A 14,857-nucleotide genomic window follows, 5' to 3' on the forward strand; every position below is an offset into this window, starting at 1 on the left:
TTTAAATTTAATTATTCTACAATATTCTGTCTTAGAATGTCAGGTTGGCACCAAAAGAGAATGATCTGATGAATGGATAAGCATTCACTGTTGCCAATTCCGGATCGAAAGTGTCAGGCATTCCGGAGAATTCGAACAAGTTGTCCGCATTGAAGTAAACTCTCAGCTTTGAGATCTTGGCTTTTTCTGTAATAAATTTCGGAATAGTATAACCAAGAGCCAGCTGTTTACAACGGATATAAGCACCATTCAGCATGAAGCGGGTCTGATTTTCATTTACAGCTGAACCGTTCATTCGGGCACGCGGGAAGAAAGCATCGCGGTTGTCTTCTCTCCAATAGTCGTAGTTCATTTTCTGCGGAACAGACCACTGGGATGTATAATGAGACAGATAGAATGTCTTCGACGGTATGATATCGCGTTTCATGGTTCCCTGAAAGAATAAAGTGAAATCGAAGCCTTTGTATTCGGCCGTACCACGGATACCGAAGTTATAACGAGGTGTCTCATTACCGATGACCTTCATATCCCCCGGATTATTAGCCGTATTTTCCCCTTTTGTTACTTTACCGTCGCCATCCAGGTCGGCAAACTTTAGGTCGCCTGCATATTGAGGATAGCCAACTACTTTCGACTGATCCCATGATGCCGCTTCTTCATCCGATTGGAATAGACCGTCTGTGACGAACCCCCAGATCTCGCCTAACTTTCTTCCTTCGTAATAGCTATCGGCCAGGTTCTTTGTCGGGTTATCATATTTGGTAATTTCTGCCTGGTAATCGGATAATGACAAGGTGGTACTATATGCAAAACCGCTTTCCAGTGTAGACTTCCATGTCAAAGCCAATTCCCAACCTTTTGTTCTCAAATCGGCTGCATTCATCTGCGGCTCTGATACACCCAGGATAGAAGGTAATGTTTTTGACTTGGTCAACATGTCTTCTGTCGTACGTACATAATAGTCGAATTCACCGGTCAGGCGGCTGTCGAGCATAGAGAAATTGAAACCCAAGTCCCATTGCTTCACTGTTTCCCAGGTCAGCTGATCGCTTACCAGTCCCGGAGAATATACTCCCATCTGTTTTTCACCATTGAATAGATAGCCTACTTCTCCTGTGGAGTAGGTGGAAATGTAGGGGTAATACGCTGCATAACCTCCTTGATTTAATACCTGGTTTCCTAAAGCACCGTAAGAACCTCTGATCTTGAAATCATTCACGATGTGAGAGATCGGTTTCCAGAATTTCTCCTGCGAAAGTCTCCAACCCAATGAGAATGTCGGGAAGAATGCGAAACGATCGTTTTTCGGGAAACGTGAGGAACCGTCGTAACGTCCGTTCACCTGGAACAGATATTTGTCGTCGTATGCATAGAACAGGCGGAAGAAAGCACCACGGATAGCCCACTGATTCATGTAATCGCTGGTCGAGCGGTCGCCGGTTGCCAGGTTGAGGAACGGGATATCGTTGGCGATCAGATTGTTTCTGCTCAGGCCAACCCCTTTGTAAGTCGCATTTTCCTGATTGAAACCGATCATACCTTCCAAAGCATGCACTTTATTGATTTTCTTTTTATAGGTGGCATAGGCATTGAATACATCGTATTGCGATTCGTTTTTTGTATATGACACCTGGTTCGGAGAAGTATGCGGGAAAATAGACCCCGGATTTCCGTCGGCATCATAGTCGATGTATTCGCGAACATGATTCTTGAAAGAGTAATTATAATAATTATATGTATAGTCAACGTTAATCTCCAAACCTTCGAATGGATTTAGTTTAGCAAATGCCGTTGCATACATATTATTGTTTCTCATTTCGGCAGACCCTCCCTGAGACAGCCATGCAGCCTGGTTTGTGAAGTAACCGTCGCCGCAATAACCGGCAAAATGTCCGTCAGGATGGTAGATCGGCATCAAAGGGCGGCTATCTCCCGGGATTGTTGCTCCAAGAGAATTGTTCCCATATTTGTTCTGCGGGCCGGTATTCATTTTTACCATCGACAGGGTTGCCCTCAATCCAACCTGCAACCAGTTGTTTACTTTGTAGTTTACATGTTGTAAGACATTGAAACGTTTATAATCTTCATCCGTCCATTTGGAAATACCATCCTGCTGGAACATACCGGCTGAAGTCATGTATTTAGCCGTTTCGCTACCACCCTGTACGCTGATGTTGTACTGTTGCATCGGATAGCTTTTCTTATTCAATGCTTCATACCAGTCTGTATTACCGGCGTAACGGTATTTGCTGGGAGAATCGTCCGGATGATGGAATACCGGAGAATTGTTGACCGGATCATTGTAATAATTTCTGACATGCTCCATTGTGACGTCATCGAAATAGTTGCTGCCGTTGCTTGTCATGTTGGCATCATTCATCCATTGGGTATATTCCATCGAGTTCATATATTCGGCATGAACGGTAGGAACGTTGATGGAGTAGTTGGCACTTAAGGAAACAACCGGCTTTTGCGTTACGAAACCTGTTTTGGTTGTGATCAGGATCACACCAAAGGCAGCACGTGCACCGTAAATAGAGGCAGACGCAGCGTCTTTCAAAACAGTAACGTCTTTTACATCCTGCGGATTGATAAGGTTCGGGTCCATTTCGATACCGTCTACAAGGATCAGCGGACCACCGCCTGATAAGTTGGTCGTACCACGGATATTAAATGTCGTACCGGTTCCCGGTGCTCCATTGGAAGACGTAATATTCAGGTTGGCAATAGCTCCCTGTAAACCGGCTCCTAGGTTGGTTAGCGGACGGTCTTCAATAACTTCCGAACCGACGGTTGCCACAGAACCGGTCAGGTCGGCTTTTTTCATTGTACCATATCCTACTACAACGACCTCATCCAGTGTTTCGGCATCTTCCTGCAGAATAATATCCATTCTCCGGCTAGGATTGGCTTTTACTTCTTGTTTGACATAACCTATAAAAGTGATTACCAGTGTAGAACCTGATCGGGCATTGATCGAAAAGTTTCCGTCTATATCGGTTGTTGTACCGTTGGATGTTCCCTTTTCAACGATATTGGCCCCGATAACGGCATCCCCATTCGTATCGATCACTTTTCCTTTGATAATACCGTTTTGTTGTGGAGTAGCAGTCATATTCTGTTTACCGAGTACGATATGATTTCCCTCTACAGAATATGTGATTCCCGAATCAGCTAACAACTCTTTCAGAACCACTGAAACCGGTTGATTTTTGGTTTTTAATGAAACTTTTTTGTTTACATTTACCTGATTGTTGTAGATAAACAGATAATCGGTCTGTTGCTCTATCTCATTCAGAACCTTTTCCAGTTGAACATTCTTTTGATTGATACTGACCCTTGCATTTTGCGAAAAAACATTATCTGCATGCATATTTAGTATGCATACCAAAAGCAGGAATGTGGTTATTCTCATAATTCTGAAACATTTTAAGGGTCGCGGTGTCCGATAACAGCACCCCGACAAAGTTTTTTTTCTCATAACTTTGTTCTAATTTGAAGTTAATACAGTTTAATTAATTGATTTGTGTTGATTTGATTGAATGCCAGTTATTGCCCCCCAGCGTTAGCCGGCATTAGCGGTTAACAAGTTTTTATCCCATAAGCATTTAAATTTAGGTGAAACATATTGTTAAAATCATTTGATATAAATAATATTTTTGTCGTCGTCGCGCTGATAAGAAAATCTGATATCTTTCTGCAGGACTCTTAAAGCATAATCCACACCGTCTGTTTGTCGGAACTTACCGGTGTACAGATATTTTTGCACTTGTTTGTTGGTTATGTGTATGTTTATTCCATAATATTTTTCAAATTCTTTCATGATTGAAGCAAACGTTTCGTTCTTGAAACAGATCAATCCTTCCCGCCAACGATAAGGACTATAATCGTCTACCGACATTACCCGTAACTTTCCTTCATGTAAGTAGGCTTTATTATTAGGTGTAAGCGTCAGACTCTCATTTGTATCTGTCAGTGATGAAATCCTTACACTTCCTTCCATCAGAGCTGTTTCGAAATTTTCGGTATCTGAATAAGATTCAACGTCAAATTGTGTTCCCAATACCTCCACATTATATTTGTCGGTCTGTACGATGAAGGGCTTTTTTTCATTTCTTGCAACATCGAAATAGGCCTCACCGTCCAGTTTTACGAGGCGTTCGTTTGCATTGAAAGTGATCGGATATTGAATGGTTGTTCGTGCGTTCAACCAGACATTTGTTCCGTCCGGCAAAGTGATATTGATCCGTTGACCGGCGGGAACGGCTATTGTTTGTAAAGGGATCAGTGTCTGTTCCGTTTGTATCTGCTGATAGAAGAAACTCCCTCCAAGCGTGAAGGCAATAACCGCTGCAATTTTAATTAACTCAGTTCTAAGAGAACTCTGTCCGCATTATTCCTTCCGATAGAATTTAAATTTCCTTTCGAATGGAATGAAAAATTCATCCGAATGGAAAAAAAAACAGATTAAAATGTAAAATATCAAATTGTCATTACTACCCCGAGTATTTTAAATTTCTACCCCGGGTAATTTGAATTACTATACCGGGTAATATTTTTTAACGTATTAGAAAAGGATAGATTATCTCCTTTTTGATTACAATTTGATAGTTCGATCAGAGAAGTTAAAAGGGAGAAATATGGTATTGTTCAATTTTTTTTATTTCTTTGACTAGGGATATTTATTTGTGAACTGCTATTATTATAGATGGGTAATTGGATACATTCAAAATGAACAAAGATATATTATATAAGTTTTTCGAAGGAACAGCATCTTTAGAAGAGGAGAAGGATGTGAGGCTGTGGATGGAAGCGTCTGCAGATAACCGACGTGCCTTTTTTAAAGAAAGAAAGCTTTTTGATGGGATGCTACTTTTGGGAGACGAAAACATAATCAGATCAGGAAAAAAGAGATTTACAATTAACTTTAGTTCTCTTAGAACTGAGTTAATCAAAATCGCAGCGGTCGTGGCAATTACCTTAGGAGGCAGTTATATTTATTTTCAGTCTTCGATCGAAAAGGAGCTGATGGCAATGCAGACAATTTCTGTTCCGGCAGGCCAACGAATCAATATTACTTTGCCGGACGGAACAAATGTTTGGTTAAATGCCAGAACATCACTGAAATATCCGCTTAAGTTCAGTAAAAAGAATCGTCAGGTGGTATTGGATGGAGAAGCTTATTTTGATGTAGCAAGAGATGAAAAAAAGCCTTTTATCGTACAGACCGATAAATATAATGTGGAGGTACTGGGAACGAAATTTGATGTGGATGCTTATTCTGAAACAGGAGAATTTGAAACAACATTGATGTCGGGTAGCGTGAGAGTAGCTTCAGCAGATGATCCGGACCAGACTTTGGTGCTCAAACCAAATAATAAAGTGTATCTGGATAATGGTAAACTTCGTGTTACTTCGGTAGATGATTATAATCCTTATCGATGGAAAGAAGGATTGATCTGTTTCAAGGATGCAACTTTTACTTCTATCATGAAAGAGTTTGAGAAATATTATGGATTGAACATTTACGTCAAAAACAAAGAAGTAGGGAAATTCTTTTACACAGGAAAATTCCGACAGACAGACGGCATAGATTATGCTCTTCGTGTTTTACAGAAAGACATAAAATTTACCTATCAGCGGGATGACGACAATCAGATAATTTATATCGAATAATTGAAAGTAATTAGTATTAAATATTTATTAACTTTAAAGAAAGGTGCTTATGGGATATACATGAAAACAAAAAAATGCCGACAAACGCTGGGGGGCAATTATCGGCATTCAATCAACACAATTCAATTAATTAAACTGTATTAACTTCAAATCATCACAAAGGTATGAAAAAAAACTCTTTGTCGGGTAGGTATTATCCTAAATCCCCGCAACTTAAACAAATCTTTAGAATTATGCGGATCACCACATTTCTGTTATTAGTCTGTGTTTTTTGCTCTTTTGCAGAAAATACGCATTCTCAGAATGCCAGAGTAAGTATTACCAGGAATAATGCTCATCTGGAAGATATATTAAGTGAAATAGAAAGTCAGACAGATTATCTGTTTATTTATAATAACCAGGTGGATATCAATAAGAAACTTTCTGTTAAAGTGAAAAACAAACCTGTTTCCGAGGTTTTAGATAATCTGCTGAAAAATATGGGTGTCAGTTATGCTATGGAAGGAACACATATTGTGTTGACAAAAAAAGCAGAAAACACTCAGCCTGTTCAACAGCAAGCTAAAAATATAACGGGTACAATTGTAGATGTGAACGGTGAGCCGGTTATCGGTGCAAACATCGTTGTAAAAGGTACAAGCAATGGTACGATCACAGATATAGATGGGCATTTTACTATTGAGGCTGACTCCAAGTCTGTTCTTAATATTTCCTACATAGGATATCTGACAAAAGAAATTGCAGTAGGTAATCAGCAGTCTGTCCGTGTCGTACTGTTGGAAGATACAAAGACACTGGATGAAGTTGTTGTGATCGGTTACGGTACACAGAAGAAAGCGGACCTGACTGGTTCTGTTGCAAATGTAAGTGCAGAAAAACTGAATACACAAAGTAATGCTAATATCGGCCAGGCACTGCAAGGAAAGATTGCCGGTGTGGATATCGTTTCACAAGGCGGAAATCCCGGAGCAGGAAGCCGCATCATGGTTCGTGGTATTGGTACATTGAATAATGCATCTCCTCTTTTCATTGTAGATGGCATGTACATGACGGGAATCGATCATATTAACCCGAACGATATTGCCAGCATTGACGTTCTGAAAGATGCATCTTCGGCAGCTATTTATGGTTCTCGTGCTGCTAATGGGGTCATAATCGTAACGACAAAAGAAGGTTCGAACACAGAAGGAAAGCCGATCGTGGATTTGTCCGTCAATGCGGGTGTTTCGATGGTAAGCAAGAAACTGGATATGTTGGATGCCCAGGGGTGGTCGGAAGTTACTTCCGTAGCCCGTCAGGCTGTAGGGAAACCGGTTTTGGATATGGCAACGGATTTGGCAAGCAAGCCGGATAACAACTGGCAGGATATTATGTTCAGACCAGCTTTGATGCAGAACTATAATATTTCTGTTAAGGGAGGTGGTAAATATCAAACTTATTATACCGGCCTGGGATATTTCAATCAGGATGGTGTTGTAAAGGGAACGAATTATGAACGTTATACTTTGCAGACAAAAAACGATTATAAGAAAGGCATATTCTCTGCAGGAACGAATGTATTGCTGACTTTCAACCATGACAAACCGTTGCATGAAGAATCACGTGGCGGTATGGTCGGAACCATATTACAGGCACTTCCTACTTTGGAACAATATGATGAAAGCCGGAAAGGTGGTTATGGTGGTCTATACGGTGATGTGGCAAACCTGCCTAACCCGCTGGGGATGATCGATGATAACCTGATGAATCGCTATAGTGAAAACATGAAGATCTATGCGAATGTTTACGTACAACTGGAGTTGTTTAAAGGCTTAAAATATAAGTTGAATATGACTCCTGACTTTGAATTTTACAGGTATAAAAAATATCTGAATGAATATGATTTCGGTATTACAACCAACTCTGTTACTCAATTGACGGAACGGCAAACGCGTAGCCGTAATGTTCTGGTGGAAAATTTGTTGACTTACGATCAGACATTCGGAGATCATAAGGTTTCTGCTCTGGTTGGATATACCTATCAGGACAGTCGCTACCGTTGGCTGCAGGCCTATGGTGAAAATCTTCCACAAGGGTTGGAAGAGATCGATGCATCCACAACCAGCCGTAGTAATGAAGGTTATTCCAGACGTAGTGTATTGACTTCTATCCTGGGACGTGTATTCTATTCGTATAAAAATAAATATTTGATCACTGCAACGATTCGTCGCGACGGTTCTTCCAAGTTCGGAAAGAATAACCGATATGGTAATTTCCCGTCAGCATCAGTCGGTTGGAACATGGCTGAAGAAGAATTTATGGAAAATTTGAGTTGGCTGGATCAGTTGAAGATTCGTGGCGGTTATGGCGTATTGGGTAATCAGGAAATTGATAACTATCAATATTCATCTACGATCACAACCGGTATTAATTATCCGGACGGTAACGGAGGACTTATTCAGGGTGCTTTCCCGAAAGATTTCGCTAACCCGGATATTAAATGGGAATCTACGGCAATGACAAATATCGGTTTAGACTTTGTGGCCTTCAATAATCGTTTGAATATTACTGCCGACTGGTATGTAAAGAATACGAAAGATATTTTGTTGACAGTGCCTATTCCTATTTCTTCTGGTGGTGCAAATGATCCGATCCGTAATGCAGGTAAGATCCGCAATAAAGGTTTTGAGTTTAATGTAGCTTGGAATACGAATGTAAATCAAGATCTTTCCTATGGTGTCAGCGTGTTGGGTAGCTTCAATAAAAATGAGGTGACAGCTATGGGTACAGGTTCACAGGCTATCTGGGGTGGTGCTACCAACCAGAATATCAATACCTGTAAAACAATGGCCGGCTATCCGATCGGTTCATACTGGCTGATCCCTACAGATGGTTATTTCAATAGTGATTCCGAAGTGGAAGCTTATTCAAAAGACGGAACTAAGATACAGCCGAATGCACAAGCGGGAGATATTCGTTTTAAAGATACCAATGACGATGGTACGATTGATGATAAAGACCGTGTTTATTGCGGTAGTCCGTTCCCTGATTTTACATTCTCTGTAAGTGGTAATGTTACATGGAAAAACTTTGATGCATCTGTAACTTTCCAGGGTGTTTTAGGAAATAAGATTTATAATGCAACCCGCCAGACTTTGGAAGATGTTACAAAAGGAACAAACTTCCTGGCTTCTACGTTGGATTATTGGACACCGGATAATCTGAATGCAGCACATCCGCGCTTGACTTGGGATGACGCAAACCGTAATACCCGTGCAGAATCTGACCGTTATCTGGAAAATGGTTCTTATCTGCGTCTGCGTAATTTGCAAGTCGGCTATACGTTCCCGCAACAGTGGTTCAGAGGCTATATTCAGAAAGCCCGTGTGTATGCAAATGCAGAGAATCTGTTTACGATCACCGGATATAGCGGCTATACTCCGGACGTGAATACGGATAATGCGAGATATCGTGGTTTTGATAATTTCATTTATCCGACAAACCGTGTATTTATGTTAGGCGTGAATGTAACATTTTAATTGAGAGAAAATATTATGAAGACATATATAAAGACAACACTAGCTGTATTATTTTCGGGGATGTTCCTCTTCTCCTCGTGCGACAGTCAGTTGGATCAGACAAACCCCAATAAGGCGACAGAAGATACTTTTTGGAAAGATGAGACGGATTTTAATTTGGCGTTGACCTCTTGCTATACTCCATTGAAAAATGCCCTGAACGGCGGATATTATGGAACCCGAGGTGTGATGCTCCGTATCGCACGTGCCGATGAAGTGGATTTCCGTAATGATATTTCGGATGTGTACACAGTTAACCGTTTTACGAATAGTAATACGAATTCCCTGACCCAGGGTATGTTCTATCAGTTCTATAATGCTCTGTACCGTACTAATTCTATCATGCAGAAACTGGAAGAAAAGGGCGATCAATTCACACAGGAATTTCAGAATGCCGTAACCGGTGAATGTTTGTTCATTCGTGGATTTTATTTGTTCCAGCTGGCGAAAGAGTTCCAGAATGTACCTTTGAGATTAACGGCATCGCAATCGCCTTCTACTTTCCCATTGGCAAAGTCTTCCCAGGCTGAGGTATGGGCTCAGGCTGAAGTCGACCTGAAAAAAGCAGCAGAGCTTCTCCCCGTTACAAATAAAGTGGGAAAACCGACCAAAGGTGCAGCCAATGCAGCTTTAGGAAAATTGTATATTTATGAAGAAGAATGGCAGAAAGCGATCGATGTGATGGAACCGTTGACAAGAAGTCCGTATACATACAGACTCGTTGATGATTTCTACTGGAATTTTGATGACGAACACGAGAATAATTCGGAAAGTATTTTTGAATTGCTGATTGAAGATGTTGGTGGTACGGATTTGTGGGGTAATGGTGAAAATATCAACTCTACCCAATCCAATACCCGTCCGAAAGAATATGCAGCAGCAGAAGTGGGTGGCTGGTATGAAGCAAACCCGACTCAGCAGATGATGGATATACTCCTGAAGGAAAAAGACAAAGACGGTAATTATGATTATCGTACCCGTTGTTCCGTAGCTTGGGATTATGAAGGTTGTATGTATTATCAGAAGCCTTTCCGTGAAGTGTTTGCACAGGATAAATGGAATACATACTGGATATTGAAATATCAGAACTGGAAAACGTTGACAGAAGAGATCGCTCCTCCGAAATCATTTATTAATGAGCGTGCAATCCGTTATGCAGATGTATTGTTGTTATTGGCCGAAGCAAATCTGAACCAGGGAAAACTGGATGTGGCGATTGGCTATATCAACCAGATACGTCAGCGTGCTAATCTAAATGACTATAGTGGAGCCAGAACCAAAGAGGCCGTGTTCGAAGATTTGGTACATCAACGTGCAGTAGAACTCTTTGTGGAAGGTGAACGATTCTATGATCTGCGTCGCTGGGGATTGTTTGATCAGACATTAAAATCGTGTGATGAAGTTCGTTACCAAAATTTTGCTGGAGGAAAATCAGGAAATACCAATAAGTTCTATTATTTCCCGATACCGGCAAAGGAATTGGAAACAAATGAATTATGTACACCGAACGAAGGTTGGTAAAAGAATATTTTTTATAGGGTAGTCTTTTTTTCTATCAGGCCGGCTGTAATGGGTGTTTCACGTATTATAGCCGGCTTTTTTCTTATCATTACTTTTAATAGAGATAGATAATATGCAAAAGATTAATATATTAATAGCATCAATCTGTGCTATTGCAGGTTTCTCATGTAGTAAAAAAGAGCAAAGTAACCCCAATGTTATCTATATATTGATGGATGATATGGGATACGGGGATCTGCAATGTTACGGACAACAAAAGATCGAAACACCGAATATTGATCGGTTGAGGGAGGCTGGAATGCAGTTTACCCAACATTATACAGGTTCTCCGGTATCGGCTCCGGCAAGATGTGTATTGTTGACCGGACTTCATTCCGGGCATACACAAATCAGGGCAAATGATGAGATGCCGGAAAGAGGTGCTGTCAATAGTCACGATTCGATGTTCGTTCATCCGGAACTGGAAGGACAATATCCATTGAAAGCCGGGACAATGACAATCGGACGTATGATGCAACAGGCTGGTTATAAGACCGGATGTTTCGGCAAATGGGGATTGGGATATCCTGGATCGGAAGGTATACCCAATAAACAAGGCTTTGACGAGTTCTTCGGTTATAACTGCCAGCGTCAGGCACATACTTATTATCCTCCTTTCCTGTGGAAGAATGAGGAACGGATCTACCTGGATAATAAAGTACTTGATCCTCATCTGACTAAACTGGATGAAGGAGCCGATCCTTACAGTGAGGCCAGTTACGCTAAATATACACAGCAGGTGTATGCAAACGATACTATTTTTAGTGAATTACAACAGTTTGTTGATCAAAATAAAGAACAACCGTTTTTCCTGATGTGGACAACACCTCTTCCGCATGTCTCATTGCAGGCTCCGGAACGTTGGGTAAAATATTATGTCGACAAATTTGGAGATGAGGAGCCTTATACCGGTACGCAAGGGTATATGCCTTGTCGTTATCCTCATGCGACTTATGCTGCTATGATCAGTTATTTTGATGAGCAGGTAGGGACGTTAATCGATCAGTTAAAGCGAAATGGGCTATATGAAAATACAGTCATTATTTTCACCTCGGATAACGGGCCGACTTTTAACGGAGGAAGCGATTCACCCTGGTTTGATAGCGGAGGACCTTTTAAATCGGAATATGGCTGGGGAAAATGTTTCGTCCATGAAGGTGGAATACGGGTTCCGGCAATTGTTTCGTGGCCGGGACAGATAGAAGCCGGAAGTACTACGGATCATATCTGTTCATTTCAGGATGTAATGCCTACACTGGCAGATATAGCTGAAATAGCTTGTCCACCTACGGATGGCATCAGTTTCTGTCCTATTTTGAAGGGTAATCAATCCGCTCAAAAGGAGCATGAATATCTGTATTGGGAATATCCTGATCCCCGTATCGGTTTGAAAGCTGTTCGTTGGGGTAACTGGAAAGGGATCATCACAGATATCAGAAAAGGGAATACGGTAATGGAACTGTATGATCTGGATAACGATTTACAGGAGCTTCATGATGTTGCGTCTGAACATCCTGATATCGTACAAAAATTACAACATTATATGGATATATCGCATGAAACACCGGAAAATCCCAAATTCCGTTTTTAAAAGGTTGATAAATGAAATATATGAGTAAATTAAAACATAAATGGCTTCTATTTTTTCTGTTCTGTTGCTTTCCTTATCTGGAAGCAGCCGAGATCGTTTGCTTTGATTCCGGTTGGAAGTTCTATCTGGGAAATACGGAACAGGATGTGATATTGCCAGCTTATAACGATTCTGATTGGCGGACGCTCAATTTGCCTCACGACTGGAGCATAGAGGGGACGTATGACCGGACTGCTAACGGTACAGACTGGCAAAGTGGTTTTCTGCCGGCAGGAATAGGGTGGTATCGTAAAACTTTTATTTATGATCCGGCCTGGGTAGCCAGGAAAGTTCGTATTCAGTTCGATGGAATTTATCTGAACAGCGAAGTCTGGATCAATGGGCATTCCTTGGGAAAACGGCCGAACGGGTATATCGGTTTCGAATATGATCTGACTCCTTATCTGAAAGAAGGAAATAATTGTATCGTTGTGAAAGTCGATCAGTCCAAACCTCTTACTGGGCGTTGGTATACAGGTTCCGGTATTTACCGGCACGTTCGTCTGCATATCTCTTCTCCTGTGCATATTGCTTATTCTGGTGTTTATTTTAAAATAGATACATTCTTGCCGGATAAGGCATTATGCGCTGTCGATGTTTCTGTGGTGAATCCGGATAAAGAAAAAATACGGGTTATTTCTTCTTTGCGGGATAAGAATGGGCAGATGATTGCCCGGAGCATCGGATCAGAAGGTATACTTTTCGAAGATAAAGTGGAAATGAATGTTGTCAATCCGAAACGTTGGTCTCCTGAAAGCCCGGTCGTTTATACACTTGTATGCCAGTTGGAAAAGGAAGGGAAGATATTGGATGAGGTTCGACAGCTGGTCGGTTTTCGCACCTTGGAGTTCAGTCCTGAATTTGGTTTTAAGCTGAATGGGAAGGTAACAAAGCTAAAAGGTGTGTGTGATCATCATACTGCGGGTGCGGTAGGAGCAGCCGTTCCGGAGGATATTCTCTATTATCGGTTGAAACTTCTGAAAGATATGGGATGCAATGCTATTCGTACATCCCACAACCCTTTTTCTCCGGAGTTTTATGCGATGTGTGATACGATAGGACTAATGGTTTTGAACGAAGGGTTGGACGGATGGAACACACCGAAAGCTATTGATGATTATGGTAATTATTTTGATGAATGGTGGAAGATCGATATGACTGATTTTATCAAACGTGACCGTAATCATCCGTCCGTCATTATGTGGAGCATTGGAAATGAAGTGAGTAAGGCATCGCAGGAGGTACAACGTAATCTGGTCGGCTTATTTCATTCACTGGACACACGTCCGGTGACACAGGGAGGAGTCGATCCGACCCGGGGAATGTCTGTCGATTATGAAAAGAATTTTGGGATGCTCGATATTGTCGGTTTCAATGGCAACGGAGAGGAAGTCGGTGAGTTTGAAAAGTTTCGGAACGATTTCCCGTCTGTATGTGCTGTTGCGACTGAAGTACCGCATACCTATCAAACTCGTGGCGTCTACCGGACAAAGACTCAATGGAGGAGGAGAGACTTCCCTGCTCCCTGGGAAAAGAAAGACCCGATAAAATGGGACCAGTTTGAGAAGCGGGTGTTCCCAATTCCGGACCTGAGTGAAGAAGAGTTTTTCCCGGAGGAAAAGGTTTATCCTTATTATCAGTCATCGTACGATAATGCATCGGTTCGTATAAGCATTCGGAAAGCGTGGCAACGGACTTGTTCATTTCCCTGGTTAATGGGAGAGTTCCGTTGGGGAAGTTTTGATTATCTGGGGGAAGCCGAATGGCCGCAGCGCTGTGGAAATTTTGGAATTATCGATGTCGCTGCCATGCCGAAAGATGCTTATTATCTGTATCAGAGCCTGTGGAGCGATAAGCCGATGGTACACTTGTTACCCCATTGGACTCACACCGGTAAAGAGGGAAAAACAGTTCCGGTCGTTGTATATACGAATTGCGATTCGGTTGAATTGTTTTTAAATAATGTATCTTTGGGCATTCAACCTTATACAGGCGAGCAATTGATCTGGAATATTCCGTATGAAGCAGGTCGCATTGAAGCAAAGGCTAAGATCGGTCATGAAATTGTGGCAACAGATATACAGCAGACAGCATCGTCTCCTTATACTGTCGATTTCTCGGCAAATAAGCTTAAGTTAAAAGCCGGATCATCTGAAGTGTCGCGACTCGAATTGTCAGTAGTCGATCGGGATGGTGTTTTATGTCCGTATGCTTCGGATGAATTATCTTTTGAACTGGATGGTCCCGTTTGCCTGTTAGGGGTAGATAATGGAGATCCGGTGGATCTGTTTCCTTACAAGCAGCCTCGTTGTAAGAGCTTCAGAGGAAAGTGCGTCTTGTTGGTACAAGCTACTGATATGCCGGGGAAAGCAGTAATTACTGTGCGTTCGGATAAACTGGCAGAGAAGAAAATAACGTTAGATATAAAATAGTA

The 14,857-nt window shown here is 41.5% G+C and carries 7 protein-coding genes; 5 read left to right on the forward strand and 2 right to left on the reverse strand.

Annotation, left to right across the window (positions count from 1 at the left end; genetic code table 11):
• Positions 1-31 precede the first annotated feature (31 nt).
• Together BQ7394_RS02710 and BQ7394_RS02715 are read right to left on the reverse strand one after the other, a co-directional pair.
• Complete coding sequence (locus BQ7394_RS02710; protein WP_075555964.1) at positions 32-3,415, reverse strand: TonB-dependent receptor; 3,384 nt, start codon at positions 3,413-3,415, stop codon at positions 32-34.
• 222 nt (positions 3,416-3,637) lie between these two features.
• A complete protein-coding gene (locus BQ7394_RS02715; protein WP_317043285.1) occupies positions 3,638-4,363 on the reverse strand; it encodes a FecR family protein in 726 nt (241 codons plus the stop codon).
• A 368-nt stretch (positions 4,364-4,731) separates the two neighbouring features.
• On the opposite strand from BQ7394_RS02715, the gene BQ7394_RS02720 reads away from it, so the two are divergent.
• The 5 genes from BQ7394_RS02720 to BQ7394_RS02740 all read left to right on the forward strand — a co-directional run bounded on the left by BQ7394_RS02720 (position 4,732) and on the right by BQ7394_RS02740 (position 14,855).
• Positions 4,732-5,676 carry a FecR family protein gene (locus tag BQ7394_RS02720; protein ID WP_075555966.1) on the forward strand — a complete coding sequence of 315 codons (945 nt, stop codon included), beginning with the start codon at positions 4,732-4,734 and terminating at the stop codon, positions 5,674-5,676.
• Between the two features lie 164 nt (positions 5,677-5,840).
• On the forward strand, positions 5,841-9,194 hold the full coding sequence (locus BQ7394_RS02725; protein WP_210436517.1) for a TonB-dependent receptor: 3,354 nt from the start codon (positions 5,841-5,843) through the stop codon (positions 9,192-9,194).
• A gap of 15 nt (positions 9,195-9,209) precedes the next feature.
• A complete protein-coding gene (locus BQ7394_RS02730; protein WP_075555968.1) occupies positions 9,210-10,754 on the forward strand; it encodes a RagB/SusD family nutrient uptake outer membrane protein in 1,545 nt (514 codons plus the stop codon).
• A 112-nt stretch (positions 10,755-10,866) separates the two neighbouring features.
• Positions 10,867-12,384 (forward strand): arylsulfatase, encoded by a 1,518-nt coding sequence (locus BQ7394_RS02735; protein ID WP_075555969.1) that lies wholly within the window; start codon positions 10,867-10,869, stop codon positions 12,382-12,384.
• Between the two features lie 20 nt (positions 12,385-12,404).
• On the forward strand, positions 12,405-14,855 hold the full coding sequence (locus tag BQ7394_RS02740) for a glycoside hydrolase family 2 TIM barrel-domain containing protein (protein WP_087880586.1): 2,451 nt from the start codon (positions 12,405-12,407) through the stop codon (positions 14,853-14,855).
• Positions 14,856-14,857: the final 2 nt, after the last annotated feature.

The organism is Parabacteroides timonensis (genome assembly GCF_900128505.1).
GTDB lineage: Bacteria > Bacteroidota > Bacteroidia > Bacteroidales > Tannerellaceae > Parabacteroides > Parabacteroides timonensis.

Coding starts and splice junctions, on each gene's coding strand:
- BQ7394_RS02710 (WP_075555964.1), bottom strand. CDS start 3,415: ATGAGAATAACCACATTCCTGCTTTTGGTATGCATACTAAATATGCAT.
- BQ7394_RS02720 (WP_075555966.1), top strand. CDS start 4,732: ATGAACAAAGATATATTATATAAGTTTTTCGAAGGAACAGCATCTTTA.
- BQ7394_RS02725 (WP_210436517.1), top strand. CDS start 5,841: ATGAAAAAAAACTCTTTGTCGGGTAGGTATTATCCTAAATCCCCGCAA.
- BQ7394_RS02730 (WP_075555968.1), top strand. CDS start 9,210: ATGAAGACATATATAAAGACAACACTAGCTGTATTATTTTCGGGGATG.
- BQ7394_RS02735 (WP_075555969.1), top strand. CDS start 10,867: ATGCAAAAGATTAATATATTAATAGCATCAATCTGTGCTATTGCAGGT.
- BQ7394_RS02740 (WP_087880586.1), top strand. CDS start 12,405: ATGAGTAAATTAAAACATAAATGGCTTCTATTTTTTCTGTTCTGTTGC.